The following is an 18,471-nucleotide window of genomic DNA, read 5'->3' on the forward strand; positions in this document are numbered from 1 at the left end:
CCCAAATGGCAGAAGACCTCATTCGGTATGATATTTTGGCACAAGAAGCATTGCGCGGTGTGGTGCGCAAGGTGTTGAATGAAGTGGCCAAAACCGGGTTGCCAGGCGAGCATCATTTCTTCATTTCATTTGTTACCACTGCGCCGGGCGTGCGCATCTCCCAGCGTTTGCTGGAGCAATATAAAAATGAAATGACCATTGTGCTGCAAAATCAGTATTGGGACCTGAAAACCACTGAGACGGGCTTCGAAGTGGGCCTGTCCTTCGATGGCCAGCCTGAAATTTTGGTGGTGCCCTACTCTGCCATTAAAGGCTTCTTCGACCCATCTGTCCAATTTGGCCTGCAATTTGATGTGACTGACGAAAACGGCGAGAGCCAAGAAGATTTGGAAGATATCCCATCCAGCACGCTGGCCGCCGATAATGGCGACACGCCGGAGAAGGCCGAAAAAGACGCTGAAGCCGACACGGCAAAGAGCGACGAAGAGGAAGGCGAAAATGTCGTTAGCCTCGATTCCTTCCGTAAAAAACCATAAACACCTCAGCTAAATGAAAAAGCGCTCCATCACCATCGCCGGCCATCGCACCAGCGTGGCGCTGGAACCGGAGTTTTGGGCGCTGATTGAGAAAATGGCCAGTGAACAGAATCTGTCTTTGGCCGATTTTATCGCACAGATTGACGAAACCAGGGCCCAGAACAATCTGGCCTCGGCCTTGCGGCTAACTGTGTTGGACTGGCTTCAAGAGCAGCTCGGGCAGGACGAATAATCGCGCAGATCTACTCCAACCCATCCGTAAGATCGAGCGGCGACTGGTCCTCCAGATAAAGCGCATTTGGATCGAAATAAATCGGTTCTCCCGTCTCCGGATCGTAAGCGATTGGTGCACCGGGATCCAATGCCAGTGGCGCCGTTTCTTCACGGCTTTGTTGTTGCTGTTGTTCTTGTGCGGCTTTGCGCGCGGCTTCTTCAGCTTGCGCCCGCGCTGCAGCCTCTTGCGCTTCCCGCGCAGCTTGTTCGGCCATGCGCCGCTGTTGTTCAGCCGCCTGCGCCCGCGCCCGTGCCTCTTGCTCTGCACGCAATCGTTCAAGCTCCTCGACCTCTAGCTCAAACGCGCGCATCTGGATCGCATCAGCCATTGGTGCAACATCCACGCTAACGTCGGGATCAAACAGTTTGCCCCCCACGCGATAGGCGATTTGCGCGGCATTTTCGCTCAACACTTCGCCATCGCCAAACGATTGTGTTGGCGTCAGCGTCCAGTCCCCCTGCAAACCCAACTGCGACAGCTCGAGCGTCAACTCGCCAAACAGCCGGGCACGGTCATCTTCCACCGCGAAATTCCGCAACAATAATTTGCCGTTGGCGACCGAAAACACCCCATCTGCAGAGGGCACACTCAATTGTCCCTTTTCCAACTGTTGGTCAATTTGGGCCTTGAACGCCGCTGGCTCCAGCTCGGTCAAATTGTTCATATCGGCTATATGCGTGAAAATATCGCTATTGACCCCCTCAATCGCAAAGTCGGACAAGGAGAAACTGCCCTCGCCCCCCATTGCAGCAAACATCTGGGCATAATCGGCGCCCCGCGCGGCAAAACGACCCGCCCCATCAACAAATCCGGACAAGGTCGACGTGGCTGGCCCCACCAGCACATCGCCCAGCGCCACCCCGTCCAACCGGAAACGACCGTTAAGTTGCTTTTGGCTTTCACTCCCATGGCAGCAAAGCGTAACGTCAAGGCCCACTTCACCCTCGCCACGCGCCCCTAAGAGATTGCGAATACGATTTTCGTTGGCGGTCCAGCTCAAATCAAAGCTGACGCCGGTGAGGAAGGTTCGGTCATTGGCCATGACCAACGGGGTCTCAATGCCAATGCGGCCTCGGTGTTTACGGCTTTGTTGCGCAATGTTAAACGGCCCGTCCGGCCAAAGCTGGGCCTCACTATCCATCAACGCCGTCGGACCGCCCAGATAGTGGGCTAACCCATCAACACTTAAGCGCGAAACCCGCAAATCGCCGCCATAGACTGCGCTTTCACCCAAGCGGCTCATGCTGATATTACCCGTCACATCTTCGTCAACGGCCCGGGCCCGAATATCCGTCAGCTCATATTTTTCTGTGCCCGTAAACTTTAGCGCTGCCGTGCCCTGCAGCGGTGGCAGATAAAGCCCGTTCAGACCCAAGAGATCACTTATGCCTTCTATATCGGCAATCTCGCCCTGCACCTGGCCACGGCCACGCAGATTAGCTAGGTCCGAAACGATCAGCGAACCTGCATAGGTTAAATCGCTCGCGCCCGATTCATATCCAATTTCAGCCTCAATGGAGTTCGACAATGTCCCCTGATATTCAAATGACAATTGAGCTGGCGTGTCGGTTGAGAATCCATCACCATCAAGCATCAGCCCATTGAAAAGCGCTGGTCCATGTCGCGCCGAAATGAACACGGCGCCTGCCGAAGGCGCTGTGGCGGCGTTTAGGGCACCCTCGGCAAAATCAAACGCCGCATCAACCTTCAAATCGGCATTCACCGCTTCGATGGTCATTTTCTGCGCCTCATTTTCCGGCTGCATCAATTCCACGTCATAGCGAGCAGGCCGGTTGGCGCGCATGATCTCCACCATTTTCGGGTGGATGCCACCGGGCCAGAACATCGCCCAGCGATCAATATTGGCGCGGGGCTGTACATCAAACCGCGCAGTGCCCCACAATTGCGGCGCTTCAAAAGAGCCCGCCAAGGTGCCACTGGACTGAATAGAAATGCCAGCCACATCATTGGCCGACAAATCATCGAACTCAATGCCTTCACTTGACCATTTACCGCTTGCCGCCGCGTCCCGCACCGGCGTTTGTGCAAAGACCAACTGATCTGCCTTCACTTTAAAGCGGCCCAAGGGAAAGGTTTGATTGAATTTTTGATCCCTGCCAAACTCTGGCAAAAAGGCCAAGAGACGCTCGGTGCTTTGGGCGCCAAATTGGCCCAGCTCCGCATTAATCACCAGCCGCCGAGCCTTCTCTTCCCGCCAATCGATCACAAGATCCAATTGGTCATCGTCAAGCTTAAAGCCGTCTGCGGCAATATTGACCCCACTGGACGACAGGCGTAATCGGCCTTGGCCTTGCGCTGTGGCCCCAAACAAAGGGTTGTCATCGGTAAAGCTACGCCAGCCCCGTGCCAGCGCATCCAGACGCTCGGAAGCAAAGGAAAAGCGTCCATCAAAAGCAGCCTGGCCTTGCGCTTCAATCAACTCGCCCGACAAAGTGAACATACTGTCGCCAGCCAGCCGGGTGGTAAATGATTTTACCGTCCACACATCATCATCAAGGTGAAGATCGGCAGCAACGTCGCGCAAAGCGAATTCACCCAGCCCCAGCTCTCCGATATCCACCTGCACATCACCCGTGGCCACAGCCAATTTGGGCGGTGGCGGCAAATTGATCAGCAAATCCACCAGCGCATAGGGATCGGCAGTGCGATCGCGCAGGGCATCCTGCGGAATAAGTGGCACAACACCGCCGGAAATCAGTGCATCAAGATGCCGGGTTTCGCCCAACGCCAGCGTGGCGTTGCCCACCATTCGCGTGCCGGCCCGATTTTCATCTGGCACAAGGTTGAATTCTTCCACCCGCAATTGCTGCGCATCCAACGTAATTTTGGTCTTCACTGTCAGATCGCCACGCACATCATTTTCGTCGCGGCGCTCCGGCCGAACCCGCAAATCTGCGCTTCCCGCAAATTGAGCACGTGCGCCGTTGGTGGATAAAAGGCCTTCACTGGTCAAAGAAAACTGGCGGTTGGTGGGGGCGATAAAGCTGCTGAGCCGCATTTGCCCCTGATTGTTCAATTCAGAGCTGGTCAAGCGCAGCGTGTAATCCCGCCCCTGCATCACCCCTTTGGCATCCAGCGCAAATGGCCCGCGCAACCCGGCTGCGCTCAAATTGCCATTGAGTCGTTCCAAACGCCAGGATTCACCGGATCGCTGATCCGCCAGCACAATTTGAGCATCCCGCAATACGGCATCTTCTATTGAAACATTGCCCTGTGGCACATCTTGCGGCAGTTGGATCGGCATGCGCCATTGACCATTTTCATCAATGGTCAGATGCAGCTTCAATCCCTCAAGATTGAGTTGCTGCACTGCGTAAATATCGCGCAAAAATTCCATCAGGTTGAGATGCGCATCTGCCCGGTCCACCTCCAGCAAAGGTGTCTGTGCATCACCAACGACAATATCGGCAATGGTCATTTGCGGCTGCGGCAGCAGCGTAAAGGACAAATCACCGCGAATCGCCACATCGGTGCCCAGCGCTTCAGCCGCAATGGCTTCAACGCGTTCCCGATACACATTCCAATCGTAGAAGCGCGGCACCACAAAGGCTGCCGCCAACACCAGAATGAGCAAGATGCCAATAGCAATATATACGCGATTCAACACGAGATTTGTTTACCCATCTCCATACTTGCCAAAAGGTTAAAGCTTTCAGCGCCCTACGTCACGCCCTCAATTGCAGATTTCCGCGCAAAAAAGCAGACATGAACAGCCTTTTATGGCGCCAAGTCTTGCCCTGCCCCCTGATAAAGGCTTATCAAATAATCAAAACAACCAAAATGTGTCGGGAGTGAGTACACCGCAAAAATGGCCAAAAATGCCCGCCTGATCTACCGTGTCGTGCAAAAGTGGGTGCAACCACACCTGACAACATTTCAGGCCGCGCAACTGCCTAAACTGTGGCTACTCGCCATTGCCGCCGGCGTAGCCGGAGGGGCCGTGGCCATTCTGTTCCGCTCTGCCATTGCCTTGGCTCAATATATCTGGATACAGAATGCGACTGAACTCTATCTTGAGCGTCTCGCAGCCCTCCCCTGGTATTATGTTATTGTGGGCCCCGTCACCGGCGGCATTATTGTGGGCATGATCATGTATATGTGGCGTCGCGACGCCCGCCCGGGCGGCGTGGCCGATGTGATCGAAGCCCGCGCCCATGATGGCAAAAAACTATCCTTGCGCAATTCGCTGGTCGCCAGCATGATCTCGGCTATTTCCTTAGGGTTTGGCGCAAGCGCGGGACGGGAGGGCCCCGTGGTTTATTTTGCCGCCTCCGTGTCCAAATCGCTGTTCCGCTTTTTCGAGTTGCCGCCTTCGGCCCGCCGCATCATGCTGGGCTGTGGCGTGGCGGCAGCCATTTCGGCCTCCTTTAACGCGCCCATCGCCGGGGTGCTGTTTGCCCACGAAGTCATTTTGGGGCATTTCGCCATGTCGGCCTTTGTGCCGATTGTGATCGCATCTGTTATTGCCTCCACCATGTCTCGCGCCTGGTTTGGTGACAATCCGGCCTTTCTGGTGCCGGACTTTCAGATTACCTCCTACTGGGAAATCCCCGCCTTTGCGCTGCTGGGGCTAACATGCGCGGTCGTCGCCATTGCCTTTCAAACCTCACTGATCGGCACGGACTGGGTCGCACGCCATTTTCGCGTGAAAGACTATTTCCGTCCCGCCATCGGCGGCTTTATGATCGGCATCATTGCCCTGGCCTTCCCGCAAGTGTTGGGCGTGGGCTATGAAGCCACCAACGCTGCGCTAACCAACCAAATGGGCCTTTGGACCATGCTCTCGCTGATCGTGGCCAAAACAGCGGCCACAGCCATCACACTGGCGTCTCGGTTTGGCGGCGGCATCTTTTCCCCCGCGCTTTATCTTGGCGCCATGACCGGCGGAGCCTTTGGCCTGATGGCCGCCAGCGTTTTCCCTGAATTGGCCTCCTCTGAGGCGCTTTATTCAATTATTGGCATGGGAGCTGTCGCGGCCGCCGTGCTGGGCGCACCCATCTCCACCACAGTGATGATTTTTGAACTGACCGGCGGCTTCGCCTTTTCCATCGCGCTGCTGTTCGCAGTATCCATTGCAACCGGTCTGACCCAAGCTGTTATGGGGCGCTCATTTTTCTATTGGCAGCTCTATACCCGCGGCATCATGTTGGAAGAAGGCCCGCACGCCCATTTCATCAAATATTACAGGGTGCGCGATTTCATGTCGCCCTATGTAAAAAGCGAAGAGGAGCCACCCTTTGACATCCTCTCTGGCAAACCCTGGCTGAAAACCGGCGACACACTGGAAACGGCCCTCCGCGCCTTTGACGCGACTGATGAGTCGCGCTTGCCCGTTATGGATGGCTCGGGCAAGCGCATGAAACAGGTGGGCTGGGTGACCCATGTGAAGGCGTTGGCCAGTTTCAACAAAGCTTTGGTTGAGCAAAGCCGCGAAGAACACCTTTAGGGACAAACTAGCCCCCTTGCGGCAAAGCACTCTCGTCATATTGTGCGGCGAATTCTGCACTTGGCGGAATAGGCTGGATCACATCAATCATAATCCCATTCGGATCTGCAGTGATGAAATGGCGTTGGCCAAAATCTTCACTTTTGATGTCCAGCAGCAAGGGCAACCCGGCCTCTTTTAGTCGGCCATATTGCGCATCCACATCCTCCACCTCAAAATTTAGGATCAGCCCCTGCGTTTTCGCCTGCGCTGGCTTCGGCACCGTGGGGTGATCAAATTGCAGCACCGCCAGATTTGTGCTTGGCACCAACTCAGATTGCAAATGCACATACCAATCGCTCTCAAAACGCGGCACAAACCCGAAATGCTGGGTAAAGAACGCCACCGTTTTTGCCACATCAGCCACCATAATCACGGGATAATATGAAGTTGTTTTCATCTCTTTTCTCCAAATCAAAAATAACATACAATCTGTATGTATATTTCAATTAACATACAGGCTGTATGTATGCAAACACAAAATCGTCGATCAAATAAAGAACGGTCAGAGACCACCCGTGCGCAATTGATCGCAGCAGCGCGAAAACTATTTATTTCAGATGGTTATGCAGAAACGGGCACCCCAGCCATTGTGAAAAAAGCTGAGGTGACGCGGGGCGCGCTTTACCACCATTTCAAAGATAAAGCGGACTTATTGCGCGCCATATTGGTGATGGAATCAGAAGCGATTGCCAAAGAAATCGCCAAGGCAGACCTCGACATAAATGACCCCCTCGCCTCATTGATCAACGGCACCGAAGCCTATTTCCGCGCCATGAAGGTGCCGGGCCGCACCAAACTGCTGCTCGATATTGGCCCGGCATTTTTGGGAAAAGATGAGATGGCGCAGATTGATGGGGAGAATGCGCAGCAAGAACTGATTGTGGGCCTCAAAGCCGCCTTTGAGCAGAAAGGCGCTGTGCCAACCCATCTCAATGCGATAGCGGACCTACTTTCAGCCTCATTTGACCAAGCTGCCCGCGCCATCGCCGATGGTGCAGATGAACAGCACTATAATGCGGCCATGCGACAATTGGTGGTGGGGGTGGTGAACGGGGCTGGCGCCGCTTAAGCCGCCACCCGCACCACTACAGCTCCCACCTTGTGCCCACCATCCACAAGACGGTGCGCATCGGCGATTTTTTCAAAGGGGAAACTGGTGTCAATCACCGGTTTCAACACGCCCTGCGCTGCCAGATCCATCAGGTGGGCGTACATTTTGTTGCCCATCACTTCTTTTTCAGAATCTGAAGTGAGCATCACCGCGCGCTTATTGGTCAACACTTTGATCATTTCAAGTGCATTGGCAAAAATCACCACCAGCGTTTTCCCGTCTGGCTTGAGCATATGCTTGACCTTGGCAAAAGGCGCATTGCCCACATTATCCATCACAAAGTCAAACTTGTCGGTAGAGGCTTTAAAGTCCTCCTTGGTGTAATCAATCACATGATCAGCGCCTAGTGATTTCACCAGCTCAACATTTTTACCAGAACAGACACCCGTTACCGTTGCGCCCATATGTTTGGCAATTTGCACAGCCGCAACGCCAACCGCGCCAGACGCCCCATTGATCAAAATATTGTCACCCGCCTTCAAGCCCGCAGCATTGAAGTAACCCATCGCCGTGCTACCGCCGAACAGCACCGACACTGCCTCTTCATGGGTCAGGTTGTCCGGCTTTTGCACCAGCGCACTATCGCCACCCACTTTGATGAATTCTGCATGTGCCCCGAAACGGAAACCGGAAGAGCCAACAACCTCTTGGCCAACCTTGTAGGCGGAGACGTTAGCCCCCACTGCCTCAACGATGCCGGAAAACTGCAAACCGAAAATCGGATATTTCGGCTTAAACAGCCCCATCGCAAGACGGGTGGGGAAACTCAGACCTTTCGGAACCCGCAGCGCACGTATGCGCACATCGGCTATGTCCACCGTGCTTGCCACGACCTTCACCAACACTTCGTCAGCCCCCGGCATTGGCTTTTCCACTTCTTCGATTTTTACATTCTCGGCTGGCCCATAGGCACGGCAAACAGCGGCTTTCATTATTTCCCCCAATGGCAACAAACAAAGTCTACGCTTCAAGTGGGCACGCGATTCAAATATTCAAGTCAATCCAAGGCTTTAAATTCATTTTTTAACTGCCGCGCCCGCGCTTTTAGTGACGCCGCCCCCTTTTCAAGCGCCATATTGAGCTTTTGCTGTAAGCGATTCAATTGACTCTCATTTTCAACATGAAGCCGAACATCAGCATCCAGCGCCCACACCTGCACCAAGGTCTTCTTATCGTCCGAAAGCGCAGGCAATGCAGCCGCAACTTTCTCACGTTTAATTTGCGCAAAATCCAGGAATTGCACCGACTGAAGCGCATGCAATTTCGGCTCCCAATGCCTGTATTGATCCGCGGCATCAAACATGGCTTCGACGACATTGGCCGGAACCTCTTTGCTGCGCTCCAACGCGCTTTTCACCAGCCACGTCGCCCCGGTTTGAAACACCACATTGTCATGGGAAAAATAATCAGTAAGCGCCAGAAAGTCATCCGAATCCGCAGCAGCCAACCCCTGCTTCAATGGCGCTACTTGCTTGCCATCAAACGCCAACAAAGCTTGAATCAATGGGTTCATCATATCCTCCAACCGATTCAAATCTAACCGCTTTTCCCATAAAGAAAAGCCCGAGCGTTTCCGCCCGGGCCAATATTGAAAATCTAGGCAAGACCTACATTTTGCCGATGGAGAAGAACAAGGTTTCACCCGAGTGGTCGTCTACGCCATCATTGTCTGTCATCGCGAACCCTTCGCCTGCCGCGTCGATGGCAAAGCTTTCGATCTTGTCGAGCACAAAGCCGTTCAACGCTTTCATGTCGGGCAAGAAATCGTGCACTTCAGTTTTCTCAACCAATGGCAATTCGCTACCCAACGGTGCTGCCTGCATTTGGTCCACTGAAATGGCATAAAGCTTTTTGATCTTCGCATTGGCAGCCAACTGATTGTCACGCTCTACAACATAAATCATGTCGCCATAGGCCGTGATTTCAGAAAGGCCAACCCAGCCTTTTTCACCCTGATCTAACGGATAGTGCACCGCACCCCATTCGCCAGTGGCAGGCGTGTAGGAAACAAGCTTCACTTCGCCTTTGTCGTCGTCAGCCCATTCGCGCTGGATAGCGATCCAAAGCACCATCTCATCGCCTTCACCAACCGCAGTGATGCCCTCAGCACCAAAGCGTTTTTCAACGGCCAGCAGTTCAGCCGGGAACGGCACTTCTTTCTCGATCTCGCCTTCTGCATTCACATGGTAAAGCGCATGTGGGGTCAATCGATCTGTCCGGCCTTCAGAGGCAAGCCAGAAACCACCGTCACCATCAAGCGTGATGCCTTCAAGGTCCAGTTTCTGTGCTGGTGCGCCATCACGCGTCACGCCGATACGACGCACAATTTTGGCAGGTGATTGGGTGGCATCAATCTCATAGATGGACGGCTGTGCCCGCAAAAAACTGTCATTCACCGCATAAAGCTTGCCCGCAACTTCTGCATCAGCCACAAGGCCCGAAAGCGCAGTCCAACCGATTGGACGATCGCCATCCATTTTTGAGATGATTTGCGGGTATGCTGGTGTTTGTGCAGTGCGCGCATAAACCATCACATGCGACCCCGGCCCGCCATCTTCACGCAAATCCTTTTCGTTGGCCGTCACCAGCAAGTCTTTTGCGGAAATGGCCACCGCACCTTCAGGAGCGATGCCGGATGGCAAAGCTTGAATAAATTCAGGTTCGCCACCGGTATCTTTATACACCAACACCAAAGAAGCACGTTCCAACAGCACAAAGATCAATGTGTCAGCACCAAACTTGGCAACTTCCAAACCTTCAGGCTCAGAGCCTTTATTGTCAGAGCGTTTTTCTGGGTAGTGGCCCAAACGTGCCACCAAATGGTCCACGCTCATGCCGGAATCCCAAACGATAGATCCGTCTTTATTCCAAATGGTGAAGCCGCGTGAGCCACCTTCATAATCACCTTCATTGGCGGTCACGAAGCGGTCATTATCCAGCCATTTCACAGCGTCTGGCTCACGCACAACGGCGCTCAATGTGCCATCAAATGTAAGGGCCCGTTCTTCTTCTGTGTCCACATTGACCAAATCGACAGCGCCGGCGGAGAAGTGGTTTTTCACCTCGCCGGTCACGCCATCAAGAACAACAAGGTGGTTGTTTTCCTGCAGCGTCACAACCAATTCGCCTGCCATGTTGAAATCAACAAATTCTGGCTCAGGGTCAGAAGCACCGACTTCAGCCAAACCTGTCAAATCCACTTTGATTTGGCTGTCGCAATCCAGCGCACCCTCTGCCACCTTAAACAAGGCCACAAAGCCAGCAGGCGCCTGTGGGAGCACGCCATCATTCAAATCTTCGTCGCGCTCATTCTCAATCGCCACGGCAAGCATCGCCCCGTCTTTTGACGCAGCTATTGAATCGGGCTGACCACCAAGATCACATGTCGCCACAATTTCCTGGCTTGCGGCATTGATCACGGCCACATGGCCTGAGGGCGCCGTGTAGCTTTCAGATGTGTTTACCCCTGCAAACACCTGCTCACCGATCACAGCAACTGATGTCGGTTCGCCGTCCAGCGCCACGAAACCTTTGGCGGTGGTGCTGCCATCTTCAAAGAGGCCGATAAAGCCGAGACCACCAGCCGGGCTGTCTGAATATACAAGCCAGGAACCATCTGCATTGGCGGCAATGATTTCCGCCGAGGTTTCTTCGGCTTCCGGTGCGTTTTGTGCCACTGGAAAGCTATTCACCCGATCGAAATACGGGCTGGCCAGTGCAGCCATAGACCCCAGGCTCACACTCGACAGTGCAGCCAGGCTGATTGTTTTGAAAAGCGACATAAGTTTCCCCTTAGGTTTAAGTCGTCCGCTTTTCGCTTAGGGAGTTGTCGCAACAGACACGTGACAAAATTGTTGCACAAATTTGACATTGCACAACTCAAGCCTCACAAGGGTTTTTGGTTCTCGACATATACAAGAAAGAATGTCTCCCCTATAAAGAACAAAAAGAGATTCGAAACGGACCGAATGACCGATAGACCAGCAAAACCTCAAGGTTTAGGCGCTGGCCCGATCACTTCTCAATTGGGCGCGCGAACACCGCAATATTTAGATGGCTTAAACCCCGAGCAGCACGATGCCATTGTGTCTGTGGATGGGCCATTGCTGGTGTTGGCTGGCGCAGGCACAGGCAAAACGCGGGTATTGACCACACGCATTGCCCACATCTTGCACACCCGCCGTGCCCGAGCGCATGAAATTCTGGCCGTAACCTTCACCAACAAAGCCGCCCGCGAAATGAAAGAGCGGATCGGCAAATTTGTGGGTGGTGCCATTGAAGGCATGCCTTGGCTGGGCACTTTCCACTCCATCGGCGCCCGTATCTTGCGCCGCCATGCCGAGTTGGTGGGCCTCAAGTCTGATTTCACCATTCTGGATACTGACGATCAGATCCGCCTGCTCAAGCAATTGCTGCAAGCCGAAAATGTGGATGAAAAACGCTGGCCCGCCCGGCAGCTGGCCCACGTGATCGACGGGTGGAAAAACAAAGGGCTCCAACCCAGCCAACTTTCCGAAGCCGATGCGGGTGTTTTTGCCGATGGCAAAGCAGTCAAAATCTATCAGCAATATCAATCGCGCCTTAAGGTGCTGAACGCCGCAGACTTTGGCGATTTGCTGCTGGAAGGCATTCGCCTGTTTAAAGAAAACCCAACCGTTCTGGCCGAATATCATCAGCGCTTCAAATATATGCTGGTGGACGAATATCAGGATACCAACGTGGCGCAATATTTGTGGTTGCGCCTGTTGGCCCAAACCAACGAACACCGCGACACCGCCAATGTGTGCGTGGTGGGCGACGATGACCAATCCATCTATGGCTGGCGCGGCGCCGAAGTGGACAATATTTTGCGCTTTGAAAAAGACTTTCCCGGCGCCAAAGTCATCCGGCTGGAGCGCAATTATCGCTCCACCTCAAAAATCCTGAAAGCCGCTTCGCACCTGATTGCCCACAATGAAGATCGCTTGGGCAAAACATTGCAAACCGATGTCGGCGAAGAAGGCGAGCCAATCGCGGTCACCTCCGTGTGGGATTCTGAAGAAGAAGCCCGCAATATTGGCGAAGATATTGAGCAATTGCAGCGCCAGGGCCATGCGCTCAACTCTATGGCCATTCTGGTGCGCGCCTCATTCCAAATGCGCGAATTTGAAGATCGCTTCATCACGCTCGGGTTGAACTACCGCGTCATTGGCGGCCCGCGCTTCTATGAGCGCCGCGAAATCCGTGACGCCCTTGCCTATTTGCGCATCGTGACCCAGCCCGCAGATGACTTGGCATTTGAACGGATCGTCAATGTGCCCAAGCGCGGCTTGGGCGACGCCACAATCCGTTTGCTGCATGATGCGGCCCGCGCCGCCAATGTGCCGCTGGTGCAAGCCACCCGCGAGCTGGTGGAAACCGATGAATTGAAACCAAAACAGCGCTCTACCCTGCGTGGGCTGCTCAGCCAATTTGATGAATGGGCCATGCGGTTGCAAACCCTGCCCCACTCTGAAGTGGCGGAAGCGATTTTGGACGAGAGCGGGTACACACAGATGTGGCAGAACGACAAATCTGCTGACGCGCCGGGTCGATTGGAAAACCTCAAAGAATTCATCCGCTCCATGGAGGAATTTGAAACCCTTGGCGGATTTTTGGAGCATATCGCCTTGGTGATGGATCGCGACAGTGCCGATGCAGACGATGCGGTCTCCATCATGACCCTGCACGCTGCCAAAGGCTTGGAATTCGACACCGTATTTCTGCCGGGCTGGGAAGAAGGCCTGTTCCCCCACCAGCGCGCCTTGGACGAATCCGGCAAAGCCGGGTTGGAAGAAGAACGCCGCCTCGCCTATGTGGGCATCACCCGCGCGCGCAAACGCGCCAAACTGAGCCTCGCCCAAAACCGACGCATTCATGGCTTGTGGCAATCCGCCATTCCGTCCCGCTTTCTTGATGAGCTGCCTGCGGATGCGGTTGAGGTCAAAGATACCGGCTCATCCTATGGCGGCATCAATTATGGCGGCCGCGACCAAGCCACCAAATTCGATCGACGCGATCCATTTGAAAGCGTCTATGAAACACCCGGCTGGCAACGCGCCCAACGGCAACATAAATCGCGCGGCTATGACCGCGGCCCCACCATTGAGGGCGAATTGGTGGCCCGGTCCACCAACACCGCCAACTCTTCCTCTCGCTACAAGGCGGGCGACAAGGTACTGCACCTCAAATTCGGCGAAGGCACCGTGGCCGGCGTTGAAGGCAACAAGCTGAGCATTGACTTTCCCAGCGTAGGCCGCAAAAAGGTGCTGGAAAGCTTTGTTCAAAAACCGTGAGACTTTAATCCATGTCCCTAAATCAGATCAGCGTGCCCCTCACCAAAGAAGAAGCCTATAAGCTGGTCGATGCGGTCAGCGAGATGGAAGATATGGCGCTTTCCGCTGTGGCTTATGAAGGCCCGGATGGCGAACATTGGGTATTTGAAGCCACATGCGATGTAAAGCCGGACATCGAAAAATTCAATGCACTGGCCAAGCAGGTGTTGGGCGACGATGTTGAATTTGAAGTGGCCCCGGTGCCGGACAAAGACTGGGTGGCCCATTCGCTGGAAGGCTTGAAACCCGTTGAGGCGGGTGGATTTTTTGTCCATGGCTCGCATGATGATGCGCCTAGCGAAAACGTGATCCCGATCAGAATTGATGCAGGTCAGGCCTTTGGGACCGGCCATCATGAAACCACGTCCGGTTGTCTCGCGGCACTAGACCTTTACCTAAAAGACAACACACCTGAAGCCATATTGGATCTAGGCACCGGTACTGGGATTCTGGCCATCGCGGCCGCCAAACGCACCGAACTCAACATTCTCGCGACAGACATTGACCCCAAAGCCGTCGAAGTCACCATTGAAAACGCCGAGATTAATGGGGTGCTGGATCAGATCATCGCCGAAACTGCTGACGGTTTTGCTCACCCTATCTTTGCCGAACATGGCCCGTTTGATCTGATCATGGCCAATATTTTGGCCGGGCCGCTGATTGAGTTGGCACCGCAATTGGTGGCACAGGCTAAACCTGGCGCCACCATCATTCTGGCTGGGCTACTGACGCGGCAGGCAGAAGATGTGATTGCCGCCTACACCGCACAAAAAACAACCCTCCTCGCGCATAGCGAGAAGGGTGATTGGTCGATCCTAACACTAAAAGCCGAGTAGCTCGGCTTTTACGACTTCTTAGAAGCCGTTTGTGTGATCATATGAACCGAGCAGATGACGATAAGACTTTGTCGCCACATATTCTTTCTGCTCACGCGGATCATGAAAATCACGTGTTTTGGACATTGCGCTCACGAAATTTTGGAAAAAGGTTTTGGTCGCAGACATTTTAAACACCTAGCTCAATAGAGGGCTCTGGGCCCATTTATTATTTATAATTGCGATCGTTTGCATTGAGAAAATGGTTGATATGGCGCTCAGCTTGCTTTGAGCGTGCAGCCACCATTGCGTCCAACATGTTACGGAAAAGGCCAGCTTTTTGTGTCATCGAAATTCTCCTTTGCAAATCGGATGCATCCACTTGCATCTCTCGATCTGTTGACCCAATGTAGCGCAGCAAAAAAATTTTAGTAGACCCTGCTTTCGCACTACAGCCATGCACAAAAAGCATGGCTGAGCCGTTTTTAGCAGCAACCTATGCGTGTCGGACCAAGAGGAACATGGGAACCATGTCAGCCAAATCAACAGCAAACAGATTTCAAACCTTTGAAGAGCGCGCCAACCCGGCGCTGGTGGCACCGCGGGTTGCCGCCCTGCGCAACCAGCTCAAATCTCATAAACTGGCCGCCTTCTTGGTGCCGCGGGCCGACGCCCATCGCGGGGAAAACGTGCCCGCAGGGGACGAACGTCTTGCTTATATGACCAGCTTTACCGGTTCTGCTGGCATGGCCGTCGTGGCCCTGGAGAAGGCAGCATTGATCGTTGACGGTCGCTACACCTTGCAGGCACCGCAGCAAACCGACATCAACACCTTTGAAATTGTCGATCTGAGCCCCACCGCCACAGCGGACTGGCTGACCAAGAACCTGAAAAAGGGCGACAAGGTTGGCTATGATGGTTGGCTGCACACACCCAAGGAAATCGCGGCGCTCGAAAAGAAATTGAGCGAAAAGGGCATAGAACTGGTCGAAGTACACAATCTGGTAGATGCGATTTGGGAAGACCGCCCCGCGCCGCCGACCAACGATATCTATACGCTTGAAGACAGCCAAACCGGCAAAAACGCCGCCGACAAACTGGCCGAGATTCAAGCTAAAATGGTCGAGAAAAATGCCGACCATCTGGTGCTCACCCTGCCCGAGTCGACTAACTGGCTGTTGAACATTCGCGGCAGCGACATCTCCAACACGCCGGTGAGCCTCGGATTTGCCATAGTGCCACAACATGGCGTCACTCGCTTCTTTGTGCAGCCCGCCAAAATCAATCCGGTTATTCAGGCCGAATTGAGCGACGTGACCGTGCTCGAGCCTATCGAAGAGCTGGAAGAAGCGCTCAAATCCATGATGACGGATAGTGTCTGGTTCGATGACGCGACAACGCCCATCAAATTGTTGAACATCGCCAAATCAGTGGGCGCAACAATTATCACCGACAAGGACCCGGTGGTGATCGCCAAGGCCCGCAAAAACCCGGCCGAAATCGACGGCATGAAGGCAGCGCAAAAATCGGATGCCATCGCCATGGCAAAATTCCTTTCTTGGCTGGATGCAGAAGCGCCCAAGGGGGGACTTACCGAGATCGATATTGTTGAAAAGCTAGAGGATTGTCGGCGCGAGTCCAATGAATTGCTGGACATCAGCTTTGAAACCATTTCCGGCTCCGGCCCCAATGGCGCCATTGTCCATTATCGCGTGACCGAGAACACCAACCGCACGCTCAATCCCGGCGAACTGATGCTGGTGGACAGCGGTGGCCAATATCGCAATGGCACCACAGACATCACCCGCACCATGGCCACCGGCGACACCACGGCTGAACAACGCAAGCATTTCACTTTGGTGCTCAAAGGCATGATCGCCTTAAGCCGCGTGCACTTTCACAAGGGTGCCACAGGGGCACATCTCGATGCGCTGGCCCGCCAGTTTCTGTGGAACGAGGGCTTGAACTATTTACACGGTACCGGCCACGGCGTCGGCGCATTGCTCGGCGTGCACGAAGGCCCATGCGGCATTTCACACGTCAATCACAATGTGCTGGAGGAAGGCAATATCCTGTCCAACGAACCGGGGTTCTATCTTGAGGGTGAATATGGCATTCGCATTGAAAATCTGATCATGGTGGTGCCCAGTGAAAAGAACGAGAAGTTCTTGAAGTTTGACACCCTTACCTACACCCCCATCGATTTGCGGCTGATTGAAAAAGAGCTGATGACGCCGGACGAGATCGAATGGCTCAATGACTATCATCAGAAATGCTATGAACTGATTGCCGATCGTCTTGAAGATGACAAGAAAGAATGGTTGAAACAGGCAACGCGGGCCATCTAACTCAGCAAAAAGGCACGCATAATTCTCCGCGACGGGCTTTTCTATGCGTGCCTTTTTTGAGCTTTTCAGCATCTTTCTGAAACTGGGCCTCACCTCCTTTGGCGGCCCCGTGGCCCATTTGGGCTATTTTCGCACGGAATTTGTGGACCGGCGCAAATGGTTTGATGATGCGCAATATGCGGATGTGGTGGCGCTGTGCCAATTTCTGCCTGGCCCTGCCAGCTCGCAGGTCGGCTTCGCCATCGGCGTGCAACGCGGCGGCATTGTTGGCGGCATCGCCGCTTTTCTGGGCTTCACCCTTCCCTCGATCATCATACTGTTGAGCTTCGCGGCGGCCATCCCGCTTTTGCAAGGCGATCTCGGCCGGGGCCTGATCCGCGGCTTGAAACTGATGGCTGTCGCGATTGTGGCCCACGCAGTGCTGGGCATGGCCCAAAGCCTCGCCAACACCACACAAAAGGCGCTCATCGCGGCAGGCGCTTTAATCCTCTGCATGTTGTTGACGGGATTTGTCGGGCAAATCCTGGCCATCCTACTCGGCGCAATCATGGGCTTTCTGATTTTGGAAGCTCCTGCCGCCCAAGCGCAAAACAACGAACAGGCCACACGTTTCGCATGGTCACACGCCACGGCCATCGCCAGCTTCTTCATCCTGCTTATTGCCCTGCCCCTTCTCGCCGTGAGCACGAACCAAACTGCATTCGCACTGGCCGATATTTTTTACCGGGCCGGTGCCTTGGTGTTTGGCGGCGGCCATGTGGTGTTGCCGCTGCTGCAAGCTGAAATGGTGCCCGAATTTCTAGACCAGAACCTGTTCCTTGCCGGTTATGGCGCCACCCAGGCCCTGCCCGGTCCCATCTTTTCCTTCGCCAGCTATCTTGGCGCCATGGCCATCGACACACCATTGGTTGGTGTCCTGATTGGCGCTACCGCCATCTTCGTACCCGGCTTTTTGCTCACCTATGGCGCCCTGCCGATCTGGCAAGGGCTGCGGACTAATCAAATCGCCCGCAAAGCGTTGCTCGGCACCAATGCGGCAGTGGTTGGCCTGCTCGCGGCGGCGCTGATCAATCCAATAGCACTGCAGGCCCTCACCCAACCGCTGGATTGGGCTATTGCCCTAATCGGTTTTACTATTCTGTGGAAACTAAAATGGCCCGCATGGATGCTGGTGTTGGCCGGTGGCGCAACCGGCGCGCTGTTTGCGCTTATTGGTCTATATTAGATCAAGCCAAACAGGCTGCGCAGGACCACAACAGAAATGACACCGACAACCACAACCGCCCAAAGCGGCAAGCGGAACGCCACTAACAGCGTGATCAATGCAGCCAGACTTTCAGCTGGGCCGGTGGCCAAAATGGTGGGTGCAATCACCGCCATCAGCACAGCAGCAGGCACCGCCTCCAAAGCGGCTCGGGCACGGCCCTCAATGGTGAAAAACCGTACAATCACCAAACCCGCAACACGGGTGAAATAAGTCACCAGCCCCATGCCGAGAATGGTGGCCAGAACCATTGGGTCAACG

Annotated in this window: 15 protein-coding genes; 8 read left to right on the forward strand and 7 right to left on the reverse strand. The window is 54.3% G+C overall.

The window, feature by feature from the left end; translation table 11 throughout:
• The first annotated feature begins 5 nt into the window (after window positions 1-5).
• Together L1I42_RS10435 and L1I42_RS10440 are read left to right on the forward strand one after the other, a co-directional pair.
• A complete protein-coding gene (locus L1I42_RS10435) occupies window positions 6-536 on the forward strand; it encodes an SspB family protein (protein WP_236114468.1) in 531 nt (176 codons plus the stop codon).
• A gap of 13 nt (window positions 537-549) precedes the next feature.
• Window positions 550-768: a ribbon-helix-helix domain-containing protein gene (locus tag L1I42_RS10440; protein WP_236114469.1), complete on the forward strand. Its 219-nt coding sequence runs from the start codon at window positions 550-552 to the stop codon at window positions 766-768.
• 10 nt (window positions 769-778) lie between these two features.
• Here L1I42_RS10440 and L1I42_RS10445 read toward each other — a convergent pair whose 3' ends face one another.
• The gene (locus L1I42_RS10445; RefSeq protein WP_236114470.1) at window positions 779-4,438 is read right to left on the reverse strand and encodes an AsmA family protein; all 3,660 of its coding nucleotides are present in this window, start codon (window positions 4,436-4,438) and stop codon (window positions 779-781) included.
• 201 nt (window positions 4,439-4,639) lie between these two features.
• On the opposite strand from L1I42_RS10445, the gene L1I42_RS10450 reads away from it, so the two are divergent.
• Entirely contained in the window at window positions 4,640-6,277 is a 1,638-nt protein-coding gene (locus L1I42_RS10450; RefSeq protein ID WP_236114471.1) for a chloride channel protein, read from the forward strand.
• Window positions 6,278-6,284: 7 nt separating this feature from the next.
• On the opposite strand, the gene L1I42_RS10455 is transcribed toward L1I42_RS10450, so the two are convergent.
• Complete coding sequence (locus L1I42_RS10455; protein ID WP_236114472.1) at window positions 6,285-6,716, reverse strand: VOC family protein; 432 nt, start codon at window positions 6,714-6,716, stop codon at window positions 6,285-6,287.
• A 69-nt stretch (window positions 6,717-6,785) separates the two neighbouring features.
• On the opposite strand from L1I42_RS10455, the gene L1I42_RS10460 reads away from it, so the two are divergent.
• Window positions 6,786-7,388 carry a TetR/AcrR family transcriptional regulator gene (locus tag L1I42_RS10460; RefSeq protein WP_236114473.1) on the forward strand — a complete coding sequence of 201 codons (603 nt, stop codon included), beginning with the start codon at window positions 6,786-6,788 and terminating at the stop codon, window positions 7,386-7,388.
• On the opposite strand, the gene L1I42_RS10465 is transcribed toward L1I42_RS10460, so the two are convergent.
• The 3 genes from L1I42_RS10465 to L1I42_RS10475 all read right to left on the reverse strand — a co-directional run bounded on the left by L1I42_RS10465 (window position 7,385) and on the right by L1I42_RS10475 (window position 11,212).
• Window positions 7,385-8,362, reverse strand: coding sequence for an NAD(P)-dependent alcohol dehydrogenase (locus tag L1I42_RS10465; RefSeq protein WP_236114474.1), 978 nt, complete (start codon window positions 8,360-8,362; stop codon window positions 7,385-7,387). The two genes, L1I42_RS10460 and L1I42_RS10465, sit on opposite strands and share 4 nt — an antisense overlap.
• Before the next feature lie 65 nt (window positions 8,363-8,427).
• Entirely contained in the window at window positions 8,428-8,955 is a 528-nt protein-coding gene (locus L1I42_RS10470; RefSeq protein ID WP_236114475.1) for a hypothetical protein, read from the reverse strand.
• A gap of 82 nt (window positions 8,956-9,037) precedes the next feature.
• Complete coding sequence (locus tag L1I42_RS10475) at window positions 9,038-11,212, reverse strand: esterase-like activity of phytase family protein (RefSeq protein ID WP_236114476.1); 2,175 nt, start codon at window positions 11,210-11,212, stop codon at window positions 9,038-9,040.
• Window positions 11,213-11,398: 186 nt separating this feature from the next.
• Between L1I42_RS10475 and L1I42_RS10480 the strand changes: the two genes are divergently transcribed.
• Both L1I42_RS10480 and L1I42_RS10485 read left to right on the forward strand, forming a co-directional pair.
• Window positions 11,399-13,744 (forward strand): ATP-dependent helicase, encoded by a 2,346-nt coding sequence (locus L1I42_RS10480; RefSeq protein WP_236114477.1) that lies wholly within the window; start codon window positions 11,399-11,401, stop codon window positions 13,742-13,744.
• A gap of 11 nt (window positions 13,745-13,755) precedes the next feature.
• Window positions 13,756-14,619: a 50S ribosomal protein L11 methyltransferase gene (locus L1I42_RS10485; protein WP_236114478.1), complete on the forward strand. Its 864-nt coding sequence runs from the start codon at window positions 13,756-13,758 to the stop codon at window positions 14,617-14,619.
• Window positions 14,620-14,637: 18 nt separating this feature from the next.
• Here L1I42_RS10485 and L1I42_RS10490 read toward each other — a convergent pair whose 3' ends face one another.
• Complete coding sequence (locus L1I42_RS10490; RefSeq protein ID WP_236114479.1) at window positions 14,638-14,787, reverse strand: hypothetical protein; 150 nt, start codon at window positions 14,785-14,787, stop codon at window positions 14,638-14,640.
• A 341-nt stretch (window positions 14,788-15,128) separates the two neighbouring features.
• On the opposite strand from L1I42_RS10490, the gene L1I42_RS10495 reads away from it, so the two are divergent.
• Both L1I42_RS10495 and chrA read left to right on the forward strand, forming a co-directional pair.
• Window positions 15,129-16,946, forward strand: a complete 1,818-nt coding sequence (locus L1I42_RS10495) for an aminopeptidase P family protein (RefSeq protein WP_236114480.1) — start codon at window positions 15,129-15,131, stop codon at window positions 16,944-16,946.
• 43 nt (window positions 16,947-16,989) lie between these two features.
• Complete coding sequence (chrA, locus tag L1I42_RS10500; protein WP_236114481.1) at window positions 16,990-18,171, forward strand: chromate efflux transporter; 1,182 nt, start codon at window positions 16,990-16,992, stop codon at window positions 18,169-18,171.
• On the opposite strand, the gene L1I42_RS10505 is transcribed toward chrA, so the two are convergent.
• Window positions 18,168-18,461: an AzlD family protein gene (locus L1I42_RS10505; protein WP_236115042.1), complete on the reverse strand. Its 294-nt coding sequence runs from the start codon at window positions 18,459-18,461 to the stop codon at window positions 18,168-18,170. The genes chrA and L1I42_RS10505 overlap by 4 nt on opposite strands.
• Window positions 18,462-18,471 lie beyond the last annotated feature (10 nt).

Source organism: Maritalea mediterranea, assembly GCF_021568695.1.
GTDB lineage: Bacteria > Pseudomonadota > Alphaproteobacteria > Rhizobiales > Devosiaceae > Maritalea > Maritalea mediterranea.

Coding starts and splice junctions, on each gene's coding strand:
- L1I42_RS10475 (WP_236114476.1), bottom strand. CDS start 11,212: ATGTCGCTTTTCAAAACAATCAGCCTGGCTGCACTGTCGAGTGTGAGC.
- L1I42_RS10480 (WP_236114477.1), top strand. CDS start 11,399: ATGACCGATAGACCAGCAAAACCTCAAGGTTTAGGCGCTGGCCCGATC.
- L1I42_RS10485 (WP_236114478.1), top strand. CDS start 13,756: ATGTCCCTAAATCAGATCAGCGTGCCCCTCACCAAAGAAGAAGCCTAT.
- L1I42_RS10495 (WP_236114480.1), top strand. CDS start 15,129: ATGTCAGCCAAATCAACAGCAAACAGATTTCAAACCTTTGAAGAGCGC.
- L1I42_RS10455 (WP_236114472.1), bottom strand. CDS start 6,716: ATGAAAACAACTTCATATTATCCCGTGATTATGGTGGCTGATGTGGCA.
- L1I42_RS10440 (WP_236114469.1), top strand. CDS start 550: ATGAAAAAGCGCTCCATCACCATCGCCGGCCATCGCACCAGCGTGGCG.
- chrA (WP_236114481.1), top strand. CDS start 16,990: ATGCGTGCCTTTTTTGAGCTTTTCAGCATCTTTCTGAAACTGGGCCTC.
- L1I42_RS10435 (WP_236114468.1), top strand. CDS start 6: ATGGCAGAAGACCTCATTCGGTATGATATTTTGGCACAAGAAGCATTG.
- L1I42_RS10505 (WP_236115042.1), bottom strand. CDS start 18,461: ATGGTTCTGGCCACCATTCTCGGCATGGGGCTGGTGACTTATTTCACC.
- L1I42_RS10490 (WP_236114479.1), bottom strand. CDS start 14,787: ATGTCTGCGACCAAAACCTTTTTCCAAAATTTCGTGAGCGCAATGTCC.
- L1I42_RS10450 (WP_236114471.1), top strand. CDS start 4,640: ATGGCCAAAAATGCCCGCCTGATCTACCGTGTCGTGCAAAAGTGGGTG.
- L1I42_RS10465 (WP_236114474.1), bottom strand. CDS start 8,362: ATGAAAGCCGCTGTTTGCCGTGCCTATGGGCCAGCCGAGAATGTAAAA.
- L1I42_RS10460 (WP_236114473.1), top strand. CDS start 6,786: ATGCAAACACAAAATCGTCGATCAAATAAAGAACGGTCAGAGACCACC.